Raw genomic sequence first — 19,737 nt, forward strand, 5'->3', positions numbered from 1 at the left:
CCCCATGCCGCACCGGGCCCACAGCGCCCTTGCAACCTCCTCCCATCAGGCCCGCAGACCGGGGTTCGGACACAGCTTGTTTCAATGTCCGGCGGGGGCTCAGGGTTCTCCCGGAAACAGGGCTTCGACGTCAACTTCCGGCAACGGAAACAAACGTTCAAACCGTGAAAAAATCTTTGTTGCACAAAGGGTTTACTGCTAGCATTGAAGTAACTTATTAACAATCCGGCGCACCTGTCCGTGCCGTTGGGGGATCCCCGTGAGCTTTCTTGACGTTTTGCTGGGCCGCAAGCATCCGCCGCTTGTCGGGCTGGACATCAGTTCGTCGAGCGTGAAGCTGGTCGAACTGGGGCAGACCGCCTCGGGCGAATACGTCGTCGAACGTTTCGCCACCGAGAGTTTCGAGAAGGGCTGGATCGCCGACGGTCAGATCGAGAAGTTCGACGAGGTGGCCGACGCGGTGCGCCGCGTGGTGGTCAAGAGCGGCACGCGCACCAAGCACGTGGCCATGGCGATGCCCCAGTCCTCGGTGATCACCAAGAAGATCATGCTGCCGGCCGGCCTGCGCGAGGAGGAACTCGAGATGCAGGTCGAGTCCGAGGCCAACCAGTACATCCCCTTCTCGCTCGACGAAGTCAGCCTGGACTTCTGCGTGGTCGGCCCGAGCCCCACCTCGGCCGGCGACGTGGAGGTGCTGATCGCCGCCTCCCGCAAGGACCGCGTGCAGGATCGCCAGGGGCTGGCCGAGGCGGCCGGGCTCAAGCCGGTGGTGCTCGACATCGAGTCGCATGCCTCGCGCCTGGCCGTCAGCCGCCTGATCCAGGCCCTGCCCAACGAAGGGCGCGATTCGCTGGTGGCGCTGTTCGAGATCGGGGCCGAGACCACGAGCCTGAAGGTGTTGCGTGACGACGAGCTCCTCTACGACCGCGATCAGGCCTTCGGCGGCAGCCAGCTCACCCAGCTGATCTCGCGCCAGTACGGCTTCTCGTTCGAGGAGGCCGAGCAGAAGAAGCTGGCCGGCGACCTGCCCGAGGACTACGAACAGACCATCCTCAATCCCTTCGTCGACAGCATGGCCCAGGAAGTCGGCCGCGCGCTGCAATATTTCTTCACCAGCACGCCCCATCACAAGGTGCATTACGTGATGCTGGCCGGCGGCAGCGCGGCCCTGCCCGGACTGAAGGAGCGCGTCACCGAGCAGACGGGCTTTGCCTCGATGATCGTCAACCCCTTCGAGGGCATGAAGCTCGGCTCCAGCGTGCGCGAGAGCAAGCTGCGCCGTGAGGCACCGTCGTACCTCACGGCCTGTGGCCTGGCGATGCGGAGGTTCCTGCAATGATCCTCATCAACCTGCTTCCCCACCGGGAAGAAAAGCGCCGCCGCCGCAAACAGGCCTTCTTCGCCGTCTTGGGCTTCTCGGCCCTGGGTGGGGTGCTCATCGTGGTGCTGTGGTATGCCGTGCTGCAACAGATGATCTCCACCCAGCAAGAGCGCAACGCCTTCTTGCAACAAGAGATCCGCAAGCTCGACGAGCAGATCAAGGACATCGCCAACCTGCGCGCCGAGATCGAGGCGCTCAAGGCGCGTCAGAAGGCCGTGGAGGATCTGCAGACCGATCGCAACATGCCGGTGCACTTGCTCAACGAACTGGTGCGCCAGACGCCTGAAGGCGTGTACCTCACCGCCATCCGCCAAGACGGGCAGACCGTGTCGATCAACGGTGTGGCCCAAACCAACGAGCGCGTATCCGAGCTGCTGCGTAACACCGCCTACAACTCGACCTGGCTGGAGCGTCCGGAGCTCATCGAGATCAAGGCAGCCAACGTGCGCACCGACGGTCGCGAGCAACGCCGGCTCTTCGAATTCTCGATGCGTGTGGCGCTCAAGCGCCCGCAGGACGCCTCGGCTCCGGCTGCGGCGGCCAGTGCGCCGGCGGGTTCGCCCTCCTGAGGAAGACGTCATGGCCAAAGCAAACCTCAATCTGAGCGAGCTGTCCGACGAGATTGCCTCGCAGTTCCGGGGGCTGGATCCAAACGAACCCGGGCAGTGGCCCATCCTCCCGCAGGTGGCGGTGTGGCTGCTGGCGGCCGTGGCGGTGGTGGTGCTGGGCTGGTTCCTCGTGCTGACCGGCGAGGCCGACCTGCTGGAGGCCGAACGCAACCGAGAGCCCGAACTGAAGCAGACCTATCGCAGCAAGCTGGCCCAGGCGGTGAACCTGGGCGAACTGCGCAAGCAACGCCTGCAGGTCCAGGAGTACGTCACCCAGCTCGAAAAGCAGTTGCCCGGCAAGGCCGAGATGGATGCCCTGCTGTCGGACATCAACCAGGCCGGTCTGGGCCGCGCCCTGCAGTTCGAGCTGTTCCGCCCTGGCCAGGTGGTCGTCAAAGACTATTACGCCGAGCTGCCCATCGCGATCCGCGTGACCGGCCGCTACCACGACATTGGCGCCTTCACGGCCGACATCGCCAATCTCTCGCGCATCGTCACCTTGCACGGCCTGAACGTGACTGTGCCCAAGGGCAACGAGGCCGGTGGGGCCTTGGGCATGGAGGCCACGGCCCGCACCTACCGCTACCTGGATCAGTCGGAGATCGAAGCGCAGCGCAAGGCCAAGGCCGAGGCTGCCAAGCAGGGGGGCAAGCAATGACCTTCCGGTCCGTGAAGTCGCTCGTGCTGCCGCTGGCGGTGCTGGCCGTCTTGTCCGGCTGTGGGGGGCCGCAGGATGAGCTGCAGGCCTGGATGGAACAGCAAAAACGCGAGGTCCAGCCCCGCGTCACGCCGCTGGAGCCGCCCAAGAAGTTCGATCCTCAGCCCTATGTGGCGGCCGATGGCGTCGAGCCTTTCAGCGCCCAGAAGCTGACCGTGGCCCTCAAGCAAGAGGCCCGTCAGCCGAACTCGCTGATCGCGGCCGAACTGAACCGGCGGCGCGAACCCCTGGAGGCCTATCCTCTGGACAGCATGGTCATGGTGGGCAGCGTTGCCAGACAGGGACGCCAGTACGCTTTGCTTCGTGTGGACAACTTGTTGTACCAGGTGAAGGTGGGCGACTACCTGGGACAGAACTACGGCCGCATCACCCGCATCACCGAGACGGAGGTTTCTCTCCGGGAGATCGTTCAGGACGCCGCTGGCGAGTGGATCGAGCGCACCAGCAGCCTGCAGCTTCAGGAGAAGACCCAATGAGAACCATGCAGCAACACACCAAGATGAAGAACCTGCGCATCGGCGCCCTGGGGCTGGTCTTGTTCGTGGCGCCGGCCTTGGCCCTGGCGCAGGCGGCCATCCGTTCGATCAGCGCCAGCCAGAGCGCAGGCGCCGAGGTCGTGCGCATCGAGCTGTCCCAGCCGCTGCAGGCCGTGCCCAGCGGCTTCACCGTGCAGACGCCGCCGCGCATCGCCATCGACCTGCCCGGCGTGACCAGCGACCTGCCACGCTCCAGTGTGGACATCAACCAGGGCAATGTGCGCTCGGCCAACATCGCTCAAGCCGCTGAGCGCACCCGTCTCGTGCTGAACCTGAAGCAGCCGGCCAACTACACCGCCCAGCTCCAGGGCAACGCCTTGCTGCTGGTGCTCGAGAACACCGGCGCGGCGGCTTCGGCCGCCGGCAGCACCGTGCATTTCGCCCCCAGCACCAACGAGACCGTGCAGGCCCTGCGCGGCGTGGATTTCCGGCGAGGGGCCGAGGGTGCCGGGCGCGTGGTGGTCGATCTGCCCAGCACCCAGGTCGGCGTGGACATCCGGCAGCAGGGTGCGAACCTGGTGGTGGAGTTCCTGCGCACCACCCTGCCCGACAGCCTGCGCCGCCGTCTGGACGTGACCGATTTCGGCACGCCGGTGCAGACGGTCTCCACCACGCAGGTGGGCGATATGGTGCGCATGGTGGTCGAACCCCGCGGGAACTGGGAGCACAGCGCCTACCAGACCGACACCCAGTTCGTATTGGAGGTCCGTCCGCAGAAGGAAGATCCCAACCGCCTCGTGCAGGGCCCCACCTTCCAGGGCGAGAAGCTCTCGCTGAACTTCCAGAACATCGAGGTGCGCTCGCTGCTGCAGGTGATCGCCGACTTCACCAACTTCAACGTGGTGACCAGCGACTCCGTGACCGGCAACGTCACGCTGCGCCTGCGCGACGTGCCCTGGGACCAGGCCCTGGAGATCATCCTGCAGGCCAAGGGACTGGGCTATCGCAAGGCCGGTAACGTGCTGTGGATCGCACCGAAGGACGAGATCGCGGCCAAGGAGAAGCTCGAACTCGAGGCCAAGGCCCAGATCGCCCAGCTCGAACCCCTGCGCACCCAGTCCTTCCAGCTCAACTACGCCAAGGCCACCGATGTCGTGCGCAGCCTGGTCGGCTCCGGCGGGGGCGCGGGCTCGCCAGGGGCGCCGGGCGGCGGCGGTGGTGGCATGCGCATCCTCACGCCGCGTGGCAGCGTCATCGCCGAGCCGCGCACCAACCAGCTGTTCATCACGGACATCGCCTCCAAGCTGGAGGAAGTGCAGCAGCTCATCAGCAAGATCGACATCCCGGTGCGGCAGGTCATGATCGAGGCGCGCATCGTCGAGGCCGACGACAGCTTCGGCCGCCAGCTGGGCGTCAAGCTCGGCGCGACCGACCTGCGAGGCATCCGGGGCGGCACGCCGGGCTGGAGCCTGGGCGGCAACAACCGCATCGGCATCGGTGGCACCTACCTCGGCATCGGTGAGCAGACCTTGCAGGCGGCGGTCACCGGGGGCAGCTACATCCCGAACAGCTACTTCGTGAACCTGCCGGCCCAGTCCATCGATGGGTCCAACCCGGCCACCCTGGCGCTGTCGCTGTTCAGTTCCACGGCCAACCGATTCCTGAACCTGGAGATTTCGGCACTCGAAGCCGACGGCAAGGGCCGCGTGGTCTCGAGCCCACGTGTCATCACGGCGGACCAGGTGACGGCGCTGATCGAGCAGGGGACCGAGCTGCCCTACCAGAACGCCACGTCCAGCGGTGCCACCAGCGTGGAGTTCCGCAAGGCGAGCCTCAAGCTCGAGGTCAAACCCCAGATCACGCCGGAGGGCGGCATCATCCTCGACGTGGACGTCAACAAGGACACCCCGGGCATTCTGACGCCTGGCGGCTACGCGATCGACACCAAGCACGTGAAGACCCAGGTGCTGGTGGAAAATGGCGGCACGGTGGTGATCGGCGGCATCTTCACGATGAGCGAGCGAGAGGACGTCAGCAAGGTTCCGTTGCTGGGTGACATCCCGGTGCTGGGCCACCTGTTCAAGCAGCGCGGCACGTCCCGGGAGAAGACCGAGCTGCTGGTGTTTCTCACGCCCCGCATCGTCTCCGAGCGCGGCGGGGTGCAGTGAGGCCGGAGTCCCTGCCGTCTGCCTTACGACCCGCGCTCCGCCTGGCCCTGGTGGGCTTGCCGGGGTGCGGCAAGTCGACCATCGGGCGGCAGCTCGCCAAGCGTTTCGGCGTGGAGTTCGTCGACAGTGACGCCGAGATCGAGAAGCGCCTGGGCATGACCATCAGGCAGTACTTCGAGGCGCACGGGGAAGCGGCCTTCCGCGACGTCGAACAGGCTATGCTGGACGAGCTCTGTCGCAGGCCTGGGCCCTTTGTCCTCGCCACGGGAGGAGGCATCGTGCTCAAGCCGGCCAACCGGGAGTTGCTGCGTTCGCACACTTGCGTGGTCTATCTCCATGCATCGGTCAGCGACCTGTGGCGGCGCTTGCGCCATGACACCAAGCGGCCGCTGTTGCAGGGGGGCGATGCCCTCGGGCGGCTGAAGTCCCTGGCACGTGAGCGCGAGCCGCTGTACAGGGAGGTGGCCGAGTTCGTGGTCGAGACGGGACGCCACGGGCCAGCCGCCAGTGTGAACATGATTGCGATGCAAGTGGAACTGGCGGGAAGGCACCGGGCACTTCGATCCGGCTGAAGGATGCGCAGCCCAATACCAACGAGTTTGCCAACGAGTTTGCGGCGACCTTGTGCGAGGTCTGGCCAGGAGGGAATCCGATGACGACAACTGCAATTTCCAGGCGGTACTGCGCAGGTCTGGCGCTGCTGGCGTTCGTTTTAGCGCTCGTGTCTTGCGGAGGCGGGGGCGGGGGCTCCGGAGACGGGCCGTTTGCATCCACCGGGAAGGGGGCTCCACCCTTCTCCAGTGATGGTGCGGGCAACCCACCGTTCGGCGAAGGTTCGGGAGGTGGTGGCACCGTTGGTGACGGCCCGCGTCCCAGTCCCGATCCGACCGTCACGATCAGCGACGATGCCATTCAGGGTTCTGTCCTCAACGCCGGCACAGGTGGGGCGCTGGCCAATGCCACCGTGCGAGTCGACGGCGTGACGCTGAGCACCAATGCGCAGGGCGATTTTGCCCTGGCCAGCCATGCGCCAAATCCCCGCTTGATTCTGCGCAGTGAGGCGACGGGCTTCGAGACCATGGTGCGTGTGACTCCGCTGGTTGCAGATGTTCCTAGCTACACGTTGTTCAAACTGACCGCGCACGGGCTGTCAGCCAGTCTCCAAGCGGCGGATGGCGGGACCGTGGGTGCCGAGGATGGGACCACCCGGATCGTGGTGCCGGCTGGCGCCCTTCAGGAGGCGGGGGCTGCCGCTAGCGGGGAGGTCACGGTGAGGGTGACGGCCTTGGCCATGGGATCGGACACCTACCTCGCCAGTGGCGACTACACGGACAGTTCGGGCACGTCGCTGGAGGCTTTCGGCGGAGTGGTCCTGACCAACAACCGCGACCTGACGGTGGCGTCCGGCGCGTCCCTAGATGTGCGCGTGCCCGTCAGCACCCGATCTTCGAATCCGCCCGCGTCCGTGACGGCATATTACCTGGATCCGGCGACTGCCCGCTGGGTGGCGGGTCCCTCGGCTACGCTGGCCGGCGGGGACGCTCCTTACTACAGCTTCCAGGCCGACCGCTTCGGCCAATGGATGGTGGGTGCTCCGCTGAGTGGCGGTGTCGTGGTGACAGGCTGTGTTCAAGATGAGAACGGCAACCCGGCGGTCAATGTCACGGTTACGGCCGAGGGCATCTCTTACACAGGGCTCGCCGTTGACGTCACTGACGCGGGGGGCAACTTCACACTGCCAGTGCGTTCATCTGGCACGGTCATCGTGTCGGGCCGGCGCGGCGCCCTGCTGACGAACTCCGCGACCGCCACCACCAGCGGTGGCAGCACCAATCTGTCACCTTGCCTGACCCTGCCGACGGTCAACGCGGCTACCGTTCGGCTGACCTGGGGAGAGGCTCCCCGTGATCTCGACTCGCACCTGCGGCTGCCTGGCGGTGTCCACGTCTACTACGTGGACCGCGGCTCGTTGGGCCAGGCGCCCTATGCCAACCTGGATGTGGACGATGTGACCGGCTTCGGCCCCGAGGTGACCACCATCCGGCGTCCGCGCGTTGGGATCTATCGCTTCTACGTCCACAACTTCTCGGGGACGTTCGCGCCGGGCATGACCCAGTCACCGGCAAGGGTGGAACTGAACTACGCCGGCCGCACGGTAGTGTTCACGCCGCCCGCCAGCGAAGGCAGTGCACGGTACTGGCACGTCTTCGACCTGGAGATCGGCGACAATTGCTCGATGACGCTGTACCGCTACAGCCGCTGGCGCCTGGACGAGCCGCAGAACCCTAACAGCGATGCGACGCCCGCGGAGTGCCAGCCTTGAGCCTCTTGCGGGAGTGGAATTGGATCGACTGGACCTTGACCTCGGCGAGCGCAGCTACCCCATCCTGATCGGCCCCGGTCTGCTGGGGTCGTCGGACAGCTATGCTGGGCTGCCGCGCAGCCGGATGGCTGCCATCGTCAGCAACGAGACGGTGGCGCCGCTGTATGCCCGGGCCCTGGCCGATGCGCTGGCCGCTCGCCACGAACGGGTCGTCCAGATCGTGCTGCCCGATGGCGAGGCGTACAAGGACTGGCATACGCTCGACCGCATCTTCGATGCCCTGCTGGCCGAAGGCTGCGACCGCCAGACGGTGCTCTACGCGCTGGGCGGCGGGGTGGTCGGCGACATGACCGGCTTTGCCGCCGCCTGCTACATGCGTGGGGTGCCCTTCGTGCAGGTGCCCACGACGCTGCTGGCGCAGGTCGATTCCTCGGTGGGCGGCAAGACGGCGATCAACCACCCGCGCGGCAAGAACATGATCGGGGCCTTCTATCAGCCGCGACTGGTGGTGTGCGACCTCGACGTGCTCGACACCCTGCCCGAGCGCGAGCTCTCGGCCGGCCTGGCCGAAGTGATCAAGTACGGGCCCATCGCCGATCCGTCCTTCCTGGACTGGATCGAGGCGAACATCGTGGCCCTGCGTACTCGCGACAAGGCCGCGCTGGCGCATGCGGTGCGCCGCTCCTGCGAGATCAAGGCCTGGGTGGTGGGGCAGGACGAGCGTGAGTCCGGCCTGCGCGCGATCCTGAACTTCGGCCACACCTTTGGACATGCGATCGAGGCGGGCCTGGGGTATGGGCAATGGCTGCATGGCGAGGCGGTGGGCTGCGGCATGGTGATGGCCAGCGAGCTGTCGGCCCGGCTGGGCCTGATGCCCGCCAGCTTCGTCGAGCGCATGCGTCGGCTCGTCGAGCGCTCCGGCCTGCCCGTGACCGGCCCGGCGCTGGGGGCGCAGCGCTACCTCGACCTGATGCGTGTGGACAAGAAGAACGAGGGCGGCGAGATCCGGTTCGTGGTCATCGAGGCCCTGGGACGCGCGGCTCTGCGTCCGGCGCCCGATGCCCTGGTGGCCGAGGTGATCGAGGCCTGCACGGCCTGAACGCCGATTCGGGGTCCATGCTCGCTCCCTACGCCTGTGATCCGGCTCGCTCCCGAGGGCGGCGTCATCCCGAGCCCGAGGCACCCACCCGCAACGCCTTCCAGCGTGACCGGGACCGCATCGTGCACAGCACGGCTTTCCGACGTCTGGTCTACAAGACCCAGGTCTTTCTGAACCACGAGGGCGACCTGTTCCGCACACGCCTGACGCATTCGCTGGAAGTGGCCCAGCTGGGGCGCTCCATCGCCCGGGTGCTGGGGCTGCATGAGGATCTGGTCGAGGCCATCGCGCTGGCGCATGATCTGGGCCACACGCCCTTCGGCCATGCAGGCCAGGATGCGCTGCATGAATGCATGCGCGAGGACGGCGGCTTCGAGCACAACCTGCAGAGCCTGCGGGTGATCGACGAGCTGGAGGAGCGCTACCCCGGCTTCGACGGGCTCAACCTCAGTTTCGAGACGCGCGAAGGCGTGCTCAAGCACTGCTCGCGTGCGAACGCCCAGCGACTGGGGGAGGTGGGGCGGCGGTTCCTGGAGGGGACGCGGCCCAGCCTGGAGGCCCAGTTGTGCAACCTGGCCGACGAAATCGCCTACAACGCCCACGATATCGACGACGGCGTGCGCTCGGGCCTGCTGCGTTTCGAACAGCTCGACGAGGTGCCACTGGTGGCGAGCTATCGTCATGCGGTGCTGCGCGAGCACCCGGATCTTCCGGCCAAGCGCGTGCTGGCCGAGGCGATCCGCCGCATGCTGTCGGACCAGGTGTATGACGTCATCGATGCGACGCAGGCCGCTTTGGAGGCCCATCGGCCGCGGGATGTCGATGAGGTGCGTCGGCTGCCCGTGCTGCTTCGCTTCAGCGAGACCATGCGCGCGCAAAGCGATGAGCTCAAGCGTTTCCTGCGCGCCAACCTCTACCGCCACCCGCAGGTGGTGGAGACCACCGAGCGCGGCAAACGAGTCGTGCGCGAGTTGTTTGCCGCCTACGATCATGACCCGCGAGAGATGCCGGCCGATCACTGGCAGGACGGCCGCAAGGGCCGCCGGGCGATTGCCGACTACATCGCCGGCATGACCGACCGCTACGCGATCCGCGAGCACGAACGGCTCACGGGCGTGCGGCTGTTCTGATCAGGCGCTCGCGAAGCGCCAGACACCGTCCTCACCGAGCCGGCGTTCGAGCCGGCCCTCGAACCACAGGGCGTGCAGGTGGGCCAGGGCCTCGCCCATGGCGAAGGTGGTCTGGTGCAGGTCGAGTTGGCGCTTGAACATCACCTCCAGCAGATCGGCCGCGCTGCGCGGCGCGGTGCTGCAGGCTTGCAGCACTTCGTGCAGGCGCTCGGCATGGTGGGCCTGCAACTGCCGCACCCGCTCGTGCAGCCCGAGGAAGGGGCGCCCATGCGAGGGCAGGACCAGCGTGTCCTCGTGCAGACCGCACAAATCCTGGATCGATGCGAGGTACAGCGGCAGGGGGTTGCCCTCGGGTTCGAGGTCGAAGACGCTGACGTTGGTGGAGATGCGCGGCAGCAGCATGTCGCCGGAGATGAGCAGCGGGCCGCCATCTTCGGTGTACAGCGAGATGTGCTCGGGGGCGTGGCCATAGCCGGCGATGCAGCGCCAGTCGCGCCCGCCGATGCGCAGCACCTGGGCGTCCATCAGGCGGCGGAACTGTTCGGGCACCCGGGGCACCATGGAGGCGTAGTAGTTGCCCCGCTGGCGCACCCGCTCCACGGACTGCGGGTCGGTGAGGCCATGGCTGGCGAAGAAGGCGGCGGCGCTGTCGCCGCCGTGCCCGCCGGCGCGCAGGCTGCCCACCCGGGCGGCGTTGTAATCGGTGGCGCTGATCCACATCCGGCAGCGCCAGCGCTCGGTGAGCCAGTGGGCCAGGCCGATGTGGTCGGGGTGCATGTGCGTGACCACCACGCGCAGCACGGGCAGCCCGTGCAGTTCCCGGTCGAAGACTTGCTCCCAGGCCTGGCGCGTGGCGTCGTTGGCGATGCCGCAGTCGACGAGCGTCCAGCCTTCGCGGCCGTCCAGCCGGTCGCGCAGCAGCCACAGGTTGATGTGGTCGAGCGCGAAGGGCAGGCCCATGCGCACCCAGCGCAGCCCGGGGGCCACCTCCAGGCTGGTGCCGGGTGGCGGCAGGCAATCGCCCAGCGGGTATTCGAGACGCTGTTCCTGCGGGTTCATTCGCTACACTTTACGTAAACGTCACTCGCCCCAGTATAGGCAGCCATGGCCAATTCCGCTGTCACCACCGCGTCGCCCAGCTACACCATCAGCGAGCTGGCGCGCGAGTTCGACCTGACCACCCGGGCCATCCGCTTCTACGAGGACTGCGGCCTGCTCAGCCCCGAGCGCAGCGGCCCCAACGGCCGCAACCGCGTCTACACCGCGCGCGACCGCACGCGCCTGAAGCTCACGCTGCGCGGCAAGCGGCTGGGACTCAGTCTGGCCGAGATCAAGGAGCTGGTGGACATGTACGAGTCGCCCCGCGACACCGTGCCTCAGTTGAAGAAGTTCCTGGTCGTGCTGGCGGCGCATCGCGAGCAGCTCGAGCAGCAGCTCGCCGACCTGCAGGTGACCCTGGAGGAAGTGAGCAGCCACGAACGCGAGGCGCGGCGCCTGCTGGGCGAGTTCGAGCGCAAGAAGCGCGCCTGAGCTTGGCGTCCGCGCAACCGCTATCTGCGCAAGTCCGAATTGACGTTTACGTCAACGTCAATTAGGCTGCGGGTTTCGTCGCTTGCGGTCCAGGAGTCGCACATGCCCAGTCCCGCCGAACCGGCCCCGGCCGATCCGGACTTCGCCGCCCGCGTGCGCGCCTCCTTTGCGCGCCAGGCGGTGATGGCCACCCTGGGTATTGCGCTCGAAGAGGTGCAGGCCGGGCGGGTGGTGCTGACGATGCGGCACCGTGACGACCTGACCCAGCAGCACGGCTTTCTGCATGCCGGGGTGGTGTCCACCGCGCTGGACTCGGCTTGTGGCTATGCCGCGTTTTCCCTGATGCCGCCGGAGGCGGCGGTGCTGACCATCGAGTTCAAGGTGAACCTGCTCGCGCCGGCGCGAGGGCCTGGATTCCGCATCGTGGCCGAGGTCACCAAGGCCGGGCGCACCATCTCGGTCGTCGATGGCCGGGCCCTGGAGGCCGGACCGGACGGCGAGCGCCTGGTGGCCACGATGACGGCCACGATCATGACCGTGCTTGGCCGCGACGGCGTGCGGCACTGAGACGCAGCGGCGATCCGTTTCTTGTTGTGCAGACGAAGGACCATGACCATGCAACTGCCCGGACTCAACTTCCAGCTCGGCGAGGACATCGACGCGCTGCGCGACTCGGTACGCGCCTTCGCCGAGGCCGAGATCGCCCCGCGGGCGGCCGAGATCGATGCCACCGACCAGTTCCCGATGGACCTGTGGCGCAAGATGGGCGAGCTCGGTGTGCTGGGCATCACCGTGCCCGAGGAATACGGCGGAGCCAACATGGGCTACCTGGCCCACATGGTGGCCATGGAGGAGATCAGCCGCGCCAGCGCCTCGGTGGGCCTGTCCTATGGCGCCCACTCCAACCTGTGCGTGAACCAGATCCGGCGCAACGGCACCGAGGCACAGAAGCGCAAGTATCTGCCCAAGCTGATCAGCGGCGAGCATGTGGGTGCGCTGGCGATGAGCGAGCCCGGTGCGGGCTCGGACGTGGTCTCGATGAAGCTGCGCGCGCAGGACAAGGGCGGCTACTACGTGCTCAACGGCAGCAAGATGTGGATCACCAACGGCCCCGATGCCGACACCTTGGTGGTTTACGCCAAGACCGAGCCCGAATTGGGCGCGCGCGGCATCACGGCCTTCCTCGTGGAGAAGGGCATGAAGGGCTTCTCGGTGGCGCAGAAGCTCGACAAGCTGGGCATGCGCGGCTCGCACACCGGTGAGCTGGTCTTCCGCGACGTGGAGGTGCCGGCCGAGAACGTCCTGGGAGCGGTCAACGGCGGCGCCAAGGTGCTGATGAGTGGCCTGGACTACGAGCGTGCCGTGCTGGCCGCCGGTCCCATCGGCATCATGCAGGCGGTGATGGACAACGTGGTGCCCTACATCCACGACCGCAAGCAGTTCGGCCAGAGCATCGGCGAGTTCCAGCTCATCCAGGGCAAGGTGGCCGATATGTACACCGTGCTGCAGGCTGCGCGCGCCTTCTGCTACACCGTGGGCAAGAACCTCGACATGCTGGGCAGCGAGCATGTGCGCCAAGTGCGCAAGGACTGCGCGAGCGTCATCCTCTGGTGCGCTGAAAAGGCCACCTGGATGGCCGGGGAGGGCATCCAGATCTTTGGCGGCAACGGCTACATCAACGAGTACCCGCTGGGCCGGCTGTGGCGAGATGCCAAGCTCTACGAGATCGGCGCTGGTACCTCGGAGATCCGCCGCATGCTCATCGGGCGGGAGCTGTTTGCCGAGACGATGTGAGCATGGCAGTGGGCTTTGCGCCCGGCTGCGCCTACACTGCGCACTGGGATACTGCACTGCACCATCATGTCGATCCAGCAGATCAAGTCGGTCCACAGCCGCCGCCGTGGCGTTCACAGGCCTTAACCGGCGCGGAGGGCACGATGTTTCCCCAAAAGCTCACCGATCCGCGCGCCTTCGACATTGCCGCGGCCCTGCTGGAGGGCTTCAATCGGCACTATCGGCTGTTCCGCCAGACCAGCATCGAGGCCAAGCGGCGCTTCGAGATGGCCGATTGGCACGGACAGCAGCGCGCCCAGCGGGAGCGCATCGAGTTCTACGACAAGCGCGTGGATGAGGCGGTGGAGCGGCTGCAGAGCCAGTTCCGGGCCCATCAGCTGCCCATGGACGTGTGGCACCAGGTCAAGCTGCATTACATCGGATTGCTGACCAACCACCTGCAGCCCGAGCTGGCCGAGACCTTCTTCAACTCGGTGACGACCAAGATCCTGCACCGCAGCTACTTCCATAACGATTTCATCTTCGTGCGTCCGGCGATCTCGACGGAGTACCTCGAGAACGACGAGCCTGGCTCTCAACCGACCTATCGCGCCTATTACCCGACACGTGAGACCCTGCGCGAGACTTTGCTGAGGGTGGTGACCAACTTCCAGCTCGCGGTGGAGTTCGAGGATCTGGGGCGCGACGTGGACTTCGTGTTGCAGGCCATGCGCAAGGAGTTCGGGGAGGTGCGGCTGCGCACCAATTTCCAGCTCCAGGTGCTGTCGTCCCTGTTCTTCCGCAACAAGGGGGCCTACATCGTTGGCAAGATCGTCAACGGTTTCCGCGAGATCCCGTTCGCGCTGCCGATCCTGCATACCTCCCGGCGCCAACTCGTCATCGATGCGGCCCTGTTTGGCGAGGACGACCTGCAGATGCTCTTCAGCTTTGCGCGGGCCTACTTCATGGTGGATATGGAGATCCCGGCGGCTTATGTGCAGTTCCTGCGCTCACTGATGCCGCGCAAGCCGCGGTCGGAGATCTACAACGCACTGGGCCTGCACAAGCAGGGCAAGAATCTCTTTTACCGCGATTTCCTCTACCACCTGAAGCACTCCAGCGACCGCTTCCGCATTGCGCCAGGCATCAAGGGCATGGTCATGCTGGTCTTCGACCTGCCGTCCTTCCCCTATGTGTTCAAGGTCATCAAGGATTTCTATCCGCCTCAGAAGGACACTTCGCGCGAGCTGATCCAGCGCAAGTACCTGCTGGTCAAGACGCACGACCGTGTCGGGCGGATGGCCGACACGCTGGAGTACTCGAACGTGGCCTTCCCCCGTGCACGCTTCGAGGACGAACTGGTGGCTGAACTCAAGCACTTCTGCGGCAGCCTCATCGAGGAGGACGGCGACGACCTCGTCATCCGGCACCTGTACATCGAGCGGCGAATGATCCCGCTCAACATCTACCTGCAGGAAGCCTCGCCCGAGCAGATCACCCACGCCGTGATCGAGTACGGCAATGCCATCAAGGATCTGGTGGCGGCCAACATCTTTCCAGGGGACATGCTCTGGAAGAACTTCGGCGTGACGCGCCACGGCAAGGTGGTGTTCTACGACTACGACGAGATCGAATACCTCACCGACTGCAACTTCCGCAAGGTGCCGCAGCCGCGCACCGAGGAAGAGGAGCTGTCAGGCGAGGTGTGGTACAGCGTCGGCCCGAAGGACGTCTTCCCGGAAACCTTCGGGCCCTTCCTGCTGGGCAATGCGGCCGTGCGCGAGGTGTTCATGCGCCATCACGCCGACCTGCTCGACCCAGCCTACTGGCAGGCGCACAAGGAGCGCATCCTCGCCGGCCATGTCCATGACGTATTTCCTTACGACGCCCACAAGCGTTTCCCGCGGCTGCGTCAGGTGCAGCCTTCCCATCCCCCCCAGGCGGCGGGCCATCCTGCGATGGCGTCCTGACGTCTGGCCCCTGGCCCGTGTTTCCCGAAGGAGAGCATCATGTCCGACCCCATCGTCATTGCTTCTGCCGCCCGCACCCCCATTGGGGGCTTGCTGGGTGATTTCGCCGGCCTGCAGGCCTGGGAATTGGGGGCCGTCGCCATCCGAGCGGCGGTCGAGCGTGCTGGCATCGATGCTGCCGCCGTTGACGAAGTGCTCATGGGCAATTGCCTGATGGCCGGCCAGGGCCAGGCCCCGGCACGCCAGGCGGCCCGCCGCGCCGGCCTGCCCGATTCGGCCGGCGCCGTCACCTTGTCCAAGATGTGCGGCTCTGGCATGCGCGCGATGATGTTTGCGCACGACATGCTGGCGGCCGGCAGTGTGGACGTGATGGTCGCCGGTGGGATGGAGAGCATGACCAATGCCCCGCACCTGGCCTTCATCCGCAAGGGGCAGAAGTACGGCGCCACGGCCTTCTACGACCACATGGCCCTGGACGGCCTGGAGGACGCCTACGAGCGCGGCAAGGCCATGGGCGTGTTTGCCGAGAGCTGTGTGGCCAAGTATGGCTTCAGTCGCGAGGCCCAGGACCACTACGCCATCACCTCGACCGAGCGGGCCCGCCGCGCCAACGAGGATGGCAGCTTCGACTGGGAGATGGCGCCCGTGGCCGTGCCCGGCAAGGGCGGCGAGCTTCACATCACCAAGGATGAGCAGCCCGCCAAGGCCAAGCTCGACAAGATTCCCAGCCTGAAGCCGGCGTTCAAGAAGGACGGCAGCATCACGGCGGCCACCTCATCGAGCATCTCCGACGGTGCCGCGGCCCTGGTGCTGATGCGCCAGTCGACCGCGGCCAAGCTGGGTGTGATGCCGTTGGCGCGCGTCGTGGCCCACAGCCTGCACGCCCAGGCGCCCGAATGGTTCACCACCGCCCCGGTGGGTGCCATCGACAAGGTGCTGAAGAAGGCCGGCTGGGCAGCCAAGGACGTGGACCTGTGGGAGATCAACGAGGCCTTTGCCGCCGTGACCATGGCGGCGATGACCGAGCACAAGCTGCCTCATGAGAAGGTGAACGTCAACGGCGGGGCCGTGGCCTTGGGCCACCCCATCGGAGCCAGCGGCGCGCGCATCGTCGTGACCCTGCTTGGGGCGCTGCGCAAGCACGGTCTCAAGAAGGGCGTGGCCTCGCTGTGCATCGGCGGCGGTGAAGCCACGGCCATGGCCGTGGAGCTGCTCTGAAGGACTGCGCCATGCAGGTGCTGGTGATCGGAGCTTCGCGCGGGCTGGGTCTGGAGTTCGCCCGCCAGTATCGGGCGGCCGGCGACCGCGTGGTGGCCACGGCGCGCAGCGACGAGGGACTGGCGCGGTTGCGTGCGCTGGGCTGCGAGTCCTGGCCGCTGGATCTGCTGGACGCCGCGAGCGTGGCCGGCCTGGGCTGGCGCCTGGATGGCGAGCGCTTCGACGCCGTGATCCTCAATGCCGGGATCTACGGCCCGCGCACGCAGGGGCTGGAGACGCCGACCCAGAACGATTTCGATGCGGTGATGCGCACCAACGTGCTTGGGCCCATGCGCGTGCTGCCCCAGCTCGAGACGGCATTGGCGAGCGGCGCCAAGCTCATGGTGCTGTCGTCGATGATGGGATCGATCGGTCAGCGCAGTTCGAGCACCGGCTGGCTCTACCGCGCCTCCAAGGCCGCGCTGAATTCGGTGCTGCGCGATGCCGCGCTGGCGCTCGGGCCGCGCGGCATCACCTGCGTGGCCGTGCATCCGGGCTGGGTGCGCACCGACATGGGCGGGCCCAACGCCAGCCTCGCACCCGAGGACAGCGTGGCCGGCCTTCGCAAGCTGCTCGCGCGACTGACGCCCGACGACAATGGGCATTTCCTCCACCACGACGGCACACCCATCGCCTGGTGAGCCGCGCATCCCCATCGACATCATGTTGTTGAGCGAAGACCACCGCGCGGTGCAAGACGCCGTGCGCGCCTATGTGCAGGACTGTATCGCCCCCAACGCGGCGCGCTGGGACAAGGAGCATCACTTTCCGGCCGAGGAGCTCAAGGGCCTGGCCGCGCTGGGCTGCTATGGCGTGGCGGTACCGGCCGAGTACGACGGCGCCGGGCTGGACTACCTCGCCCTGGCCGTGATTCTGGAGGAGATCGCCGCCGGCGACGGCGGAACGAGCACCGTGGTGAGCGTGAACAACTGCCCGGTGTGCTCCATCCTGATGGCCTACGCCAGCGAGGAGCAGAAGCAGCGTTTCCTGAAGCCGCTGGCGCGCGGCGACATGCTCGGAGCCTTCTGCCTGACCGAGCCCCATGTGGGCAGCGAAGCCGGCGGCTTGAAGACCACGGCGGTGCGTGAAGGGGACCACTACGTCCTCAACGGTGTCAAGCAGTTCATCACCAGCGGCAAGCATGGCGATGTAGCCATCGTGATGGCGGTGACCGACAAGGCCGCGGGCAAGAGGGGCATCAGCGCCTTCGTCGTGCCCACCGACACGCCCGGCTACACCGTGGCGCGCCTGGAAGACAAGATGGGCCAGCACAGCAGCGACACCGCGCAGATCCTCTTCGAGAACTGCCGCGTGCCCGTGGCGAATCGGTTGGGCGAGGAGGGTATGGGTCTGAGAATTGCCCTTTCGGGCCTGGAGGGCGGTCGCATCGGCATCGCGGCGCAGAGCCTGGGTATGGCGCGCGCGGCCTTCGAGGCGGCACTGGCCTACAGCAAGGAGCGCGTGGCCTTCGGGCAGCCCATCTTCAACCACCAGGCGGTGCAGTTCCGCCTGGCCGACATGGCCACGCAGATCGAGGTGGCGCGCCAGATGATCCACCATGCGGCAAGCCTGAAGGATGCGGGCATGCCCTGTCTGAAGGAGGCAGCCATGGCCAAGCTCTTTGCCAGCGAGATGGCCGAGCGGGTGTGCTCCGATGCCATCCAGATCCACGGGGGCTATGGCTACGTCAGCGACTTCCCGGTCGAGCGCATCTACCGCGACGTTCGGGTGTGTCAGATCTATGAAGGCACCTCGGATGTGCAGCGCATCCTGATCGGCCGCGCCCTGGGCTGATGGCGGCCCGTGTCTGGCCCTGGGCGGGCTTGTCGCGCTGCGGTGTCCGCGCATAATCGCGGCCCATGAACATCATCATCCTCGGCGCCGGGCGGGTGGGCGAGAGCGTGGCCGAAAGCCTGGTGTCGGAAAGAAACGACATCACGGTGATCGACACCAACCCGCAGCGCCTGCGCGAGCTACAGGACCGTCTGGATCTGCGTGGCGTCGCGGGCAACGGTATCCAGCCCTCGGTGCTGCAGGAGGCCGGCGCACAGGATGCCGACATGATGATCGCCTGTGCGCCGCTGGACGAGACCAACCTGGTCGCGTGCAAGATCGCCCACGACGTCTTCAACATCCCCACGACGATCGCCCGCCTGCGCTCGCCCGAGTTCCCCGACGGCTCGCCGCTGATGGACAAGAGCGGCTTTGCGGTGGACCGCGTGATCTGCCCGGAGGCCTCGGTGACGCGCTATGTGCGCCAGCTCATCGCCTACCCCGAGGCCCTGCAGGTGCTGGAATTCGCGCAGGGGCTGGTCAGCCTGATCGCCGTGCGCGCCGTGGCCGGGGCTCCCCTGGTGCGTCACACCATCTCGGAGTTGCCCAGCCTGGTGCCTGACGTGGACATGCGCATCGTGTCCATCTACCGGCCCGATCCGGAAGGGCCCGACCAGGCCATCGTCTGCGACGGCGTCACCCGCATCGAGCCCGGCGACGAGGTCTTCGTGCTGGCGGCCACGCAGCACATCCGCACCGTGCTGGAGGCGCTTCGGCGGCGCGACCGCCCGGTCAAGCGCGTGATGATCGCCGGTGGCGGCCGCGTCGGCCTGCGCCTGGCGCGTGAGCTCAAGGGTGAATACCGCGTCAAGATCATCGAGCACGACGCCAAGCGCTGCGAGTACTTGGCCTCGCAACTGCCAGCCGACACCCTCATCCTCAAGGGCGATTCCACCGACGAGGAACTGCTCGAGGGTGAGAACGTCCACGACATGGACCTTTTCCTCGGACTGACCAGCGACGACGAGGACAACATCATGGCCTGTCTGCTGGCCAAGCGCATGGGTGCCAAGCGGGTGCTGGCGCTGATCAACCGCAAGGCCTATGCCGACTTGATGCAGGGCTCCCAGATCGACATCGCGCTGTCGCCGGCCCAGACGGTGATCGGCGAGCTGCTGGCGTATGTGCGCCGTGGCGACGTCGAGGCCGTGCATTCGCTGCGGCGCGGTGCAGCCGAGGCGCTGGAGGCGGTGGTGCGCGGGGACGCCAAGACTTCCAAGGTCGTGGGGCGGCCGATCGGCGAGCTCAAGCTGCCGCCGGGAGCGCAGATCGGCGCCATCGTGCGCGGCCTGCCGGAAGACGATGTCGACGAGGAGACGCGCGAGCAGGCGCTGCGCCAGGCGCAGGTCATCATCGCTCATCACGACACGGTGGTCCAGGCCAACGACCACGTGATCGTCTTCCTGCCGCGCAAGCGCATGGTGCGCGAGGTAGAAAAGCTCCTGCAGGTCAGTGCCACCTTCTTCTGATC

The 19,737-nt window shown here is 66.6% G+C and carries 18 protein-coding genes; 17 read left to right on the forward strand and 1 reads right to left on the reverse strand.

From position 1 onward, the window contains the following. Positions 1-259 precede the first annotated feature (259 nt). From ACK4ZD_RS01900 to ACK4ZD_RS01940, 9 genes are all read left to right on the forward strand, one after another. Positions 260-1,339, forward strand: a complete 1,080-nt coding sequence (locus ACK4ZD_RS01900; RefSeq protein ID WP_409657984.1) for a pilus assembly protein PilM — start codon at positions 260-262, stop codon at positions 1,337-1,339. Continuing rightward, positions 1,336-1,950, forward strand: a complete 615-nt coding sequence (locus tag ACK4ZD_RS01905) for a PilN domain-containing protein (protein WP_409657987.1) — start codon at positions 1,336-1,338, stop codon at positions 1,948-1,950. Before ACK4ZD_RS01900 ends, ACK4ZD_RS01905 begins: the two co-directional genes overlap by 4 nt. Positions 1,951-1,960: 10 nt before the next feature. Beyond that, complete coding sequence (locus ACK4ZD_RS01910; RefSeq protein ID WP_409657990.1) at positions 1,961-2,647, forward strand: type 4a pilus biogenesis protein PilO; 687 nt, start codon at positions 1,961-1,963, stop codon at positions 2,645-2,647. Continuing rightward, positions 2,644-3,183 (forward strand): pilus assembly protein PilP, encoded by a 540-nt coding sequence (locus ACK4ZD_RS01915; RefSeq protein ID WP_409657993.1) that lies wholly within the window; start codon positions 2,644-2,646, stop codon positions 3,181-3,183. The genes ACK4ZD_RS01910 and ACK4ZD_RS01915 overlap by 4 nt, the downstream gene beginning before the upstream one ends. Positions 3,184-3,188: 5 nt before the next feature. Then, positions 3,189-5,351: a type IV pilus secretin PilQ gene (pilQ, locus tag ACK4ZD_RS01920; RefSeq protein ID WP_409657996.1), complete on the forward strand. Its 2,163-nt coding sequence runs from the start codon at positions 3,189-3,191 to the stop codon at positions 5,349-5,351. Beyond that, entirely contained in the window at positions 5,348-5,923 is a 576-nt protein-coding gene (locus ACK4ZD_RS01925) for a shikimate kinase (RefSeq protein WP_409657999.1), read from the forward strand. The genes pilQ and ACK4ZD_RS01925 overlap by 4 nt, the downstream gene beginning before the upstream one ends. A gap of 80 nt (positions 5,924-6,003) precedes the next feature. After that, entirely contained in the window at positions 6,004-7,674 is a 1,671-nt protein-coding gene (locus ACK4ZD_RS01930) for a hypothetical protein (protein WP_409658002.1), read from the forward strand. After that, positions 7,646-8,773 carry a 3-dehydroquinate synthase gene (aroB, locus tag ACK4ZD_RS01935; protein WP_409658005.1) on the forward strand — a complete coding sequence of 376 codons (1,128 nt, stop codon included), beginning with the start codon at positions 7,646-7,648 and terminating at the stop codon, positions 8,771-8,773. Before ACK4ZD_RS01930 ends, aroB begins: the two co-directional genes overlap by 29 nt. Before the next feature lie 17 nt (positions 8,774-8,790). Next, the gene (locus ACK4ZD_RS01940) at positions 8,791-9,903 is read left to right on the forward strand and encodes a deoxyguanosinetriphosphate triphosphohydrolase (protein ID WP_409658008.1); all 1,113 of its coding nucleotides are present in this window, start codon (positions 8,791-8,793) and stop codon (positions 9,901-9,903) included. Here ACK4ZD_RS01940 and ACK4ZD_RS01945 read toward each other — a convergent pair whose 3' ends face one another. Then, positions 9,904-10,962, reverse strand: coding sequence for an MBL fold metallo-hydrolase (locus ACK4ZD_RS01945; RefSeq protein WP_409658010.1), 1,059 nt, complete (start codon positions 10,960-10,962; stop codon positions 9,904-9,906). 45 nt (positions 10,963-11,007) lie between these two features. Between ACK4ZD_RS01945 and ACK4ZD_RS01950 the strand changes: the two genes are divergently transcribed. From ACK4ZD_RS01950 to trkA, 8 genes are all read left to right on the forward strand, one after another. Then, positions 11,008-11,433, forward strand: coding sequence for a MerR family transcriptional regulator (locus ACK4ZD_RS01950; RefSeq protein ID WP_409658013.1), 426 nt, complete (start codon positions 11,008-11,010; stop codon positions 11,431-11,433). A gap of 102 nt (positions 11,434-11,535) precedes the next feature. Continuing rightward, positions 11,536-12,000 carry a PaaI family thioesterase gene (locus ACK4ZD_RS01955; RefSeq protein ID WP_409658016.1) on the forward strand — a complete coding sequence of 155 codons (465 nt, stop codon included), beginning with the start codon at positions 11,536-11,538 and terminating at the stop codon, positions 11,998-12,000. Positions 12,001-12,048: 48 nt separating this feature from the next. Beyond that, positions 12,049-13,227 (forward strand): isovaleryl-CoA dehydrogenase, encoded by a 1,179-nt coding sequence (locus tag ACK4ZD_RS01960; RefSeq protein WP_409658019.1) that lies wholly within the window; start codon positions 12,049-12,051, stop codon positions 13,225-13,227. A 143-nt stretch (positions 13,228-13,370) separates the two neighbouring features. Next, a complete protein-coding gene (aceK, locus tag ACK4ZD_RS01965) occupies positions 13,371-15,176 on the forward strand; it encodes a bifunctional isocitrate dehydrogenase kinase/phosphatase (RefSeq protein WP_409658021.1) in 1,806 nt (601 codons plus the stop codon). 39 nt (positions 15,177-15,215) lie between these two features. Beyond that, on the forward strand, positions 15,216-16,394 hold the full coding sequence (locus ACK4ZD_RS01970) for an acetyl-CoA C-acyltransferase (RefSeq protein WP_409658024.1): 1,179 nt from the start codon (positions 15,216-15,218) through the stop codon (positions 16,392-16,394). An 11-nt stretch (positions 16,395-16,405) separates the two neighbouring features. Next, on the forward strand, positions 16,406-17,074 hold the full coding sequence (locus ACK4ZD_RS01975; protein WP_409658027.1) for an SDR family oxidoreductase: 669 nt from the start codon (positions 16,406-16,408) through the stop codon (positions 17,072-17,074). Positions 17,075-17,096: 22 nt separating this feature from the next. Then, positions 17,097-18,227: an acyl-CoA dehydrogenase family protein gene (locus tag ACK4ZD_RS01980; RefSeq protein WP_409658030.1), complete on the forward strand. Its 1,131-nt coding sequence runs from the start codon at positions 17,097-17,099 to the stop codon at positions 18,225-18,227. 65 nt (positions 18,228-18,292) lie between these two features. After that, a complete protein-coding gene (gene trkA / locus ACK4ZD_RS01985) occupies positions 18,293-19,735 on the forward strand; it encodes a Trk system potassium transporter TrkA (protein WP_409658033.1) in 1,443 nt (480 codons plus the stop codon). Positions 19,736-19,737: the final 2 nt, after the last annotated feature.

This window comes from Caldimonas sp., from assembly GCF_046291045.1.
Classification (GTDB): domain Bacteria; phylum Pseudomonadota; class Gammaproteobacteria; order Burkholderiales; family Burkholderiaceae_C; genus Caldimonas.

What these genes read in the sequence shown, in the direction of transcription:
- ACK4ZD_RS01910 (WP_409657990.1), top strand. Translation starts at nt 1,961, where the DNA reads ATGGCCAAAGCAAACCTCAATCTGAGCGAGCTGTCCGACGAGATTGCC.
- ACK4ZD_RS01960 (WP_409658019.1), top strand. Translation starts at nt 12,049, where the DNA reads ATGCAACTGCCCGGACTCAACTTCCAGCTCGGCGAGGACATCGACGCG.
- pilQ (WP_409657996.1), top strand. Translation starts at nt 3,189, where the DNA reads ATGCAGCAACACACCAAGATGAAGAACCTGCGCATCGGCGCCCTGGGG.
- ACK4ZD_RS01945 (WP_409658010.1), bottom strand. Translation starts at nt 10,962, where the DNA reads ATGAACCCGCAGGAACAGCGTCTCGAATACCCGCTGGGCGATTGCCTG.
- ACK4ZD_RS01970 (WP_409658024.1), top strand. Translation starts at nt 15,216, where the DNA reads ATGTCCGACCCCATCGTCATTGCTTCTGCCGCCCGCACCCCCATTGGG.
- aroB (WP_409658005.1), top strand. Translation starts at nt 7,646, where the DNA reads ATGCGACGCCCGCGGAGTGCCAGCCTTGAGCCTCTTGCGGGAGTGGAA.
- ACK4ZD_RS01905 (WP_409657987.1), top strand. Translation starts at nt 1,336, where the DNA reads ATGATCCTCATCAACCTGCTTCCCCACCGGGAAGAAAAGCGCCGCCGC.
- trkA (WP_409658033.1), top strand. Translation starts at nt 18,293, where the DNA reads ATGAACATCATCATCCTCGGCGCCGGGCGGGTGGGCGAGAGCGTGGCC.
- ACK4ZD_RS01930 (WP_409658002.1), top strand. Translation starts at nt 6,004, where the DNA reads ATGACGACAACTGCAATTTCCAGGCGGTACTGCGCAGGTCTGGCGCTG.
- ACK4ZD_RS01980 (WP_409658030.1), top strand. Translation starts at nt 17,097, where the DNA reads ATGTTGTTGAGCGAAGACCACCGCGCGGTGCAAGACGCCGTGCGCGCC.
- ACK4ZD_RS01955 (WP_409658016.1), top strand. Translation starts at nt 11,536, where the DNA reads ATGCCCAGTCCCGCCGAACCGGCCCCGGCCGATCCGGACTTCGCCGCC.
- ACK4ZD_RS01940 (WP_409658008.1), top strand. Translation starts at nt 8,791, where the DNA reads ATGCTCGCTCCCTACGCCTGTGATCCGGCTCGCTCCCGAGGGCGGCGT.
- aceK (WP_409658021.1), top strand. Translation starts at nt 13,371, where the DNA reads ATGTTTCCCCAAAAGCTCACCGATCCGCGCGCCTTCGACATTGCCGCG.
- ACK4ZD_RS01975 (WP_409658027.1), top strand. Translation starts at nt 16,406, where the DNA reads ATGCAGGTGCTGGTGATCGGAGCTTCGCGCGGGCTGGGTCTGGAGTTC.
- ACK4ZD_RS01915 (WP_409657993.1), top strand. Translation starts at nt 2,644, where the DNA reads ATGACCTTCCGGTCCGTGAAGTCGCTCGTGCTGCCGCTGGCGGTGCTG.
- ACK4ZD_RS01950 (WP_409658013.1), top strand. Translation starts at nt 11,008, where the DNA reads ATGGCCAATTCCGCTGTCACCACCGCGTCGCCCAGCTACACCATCAGC.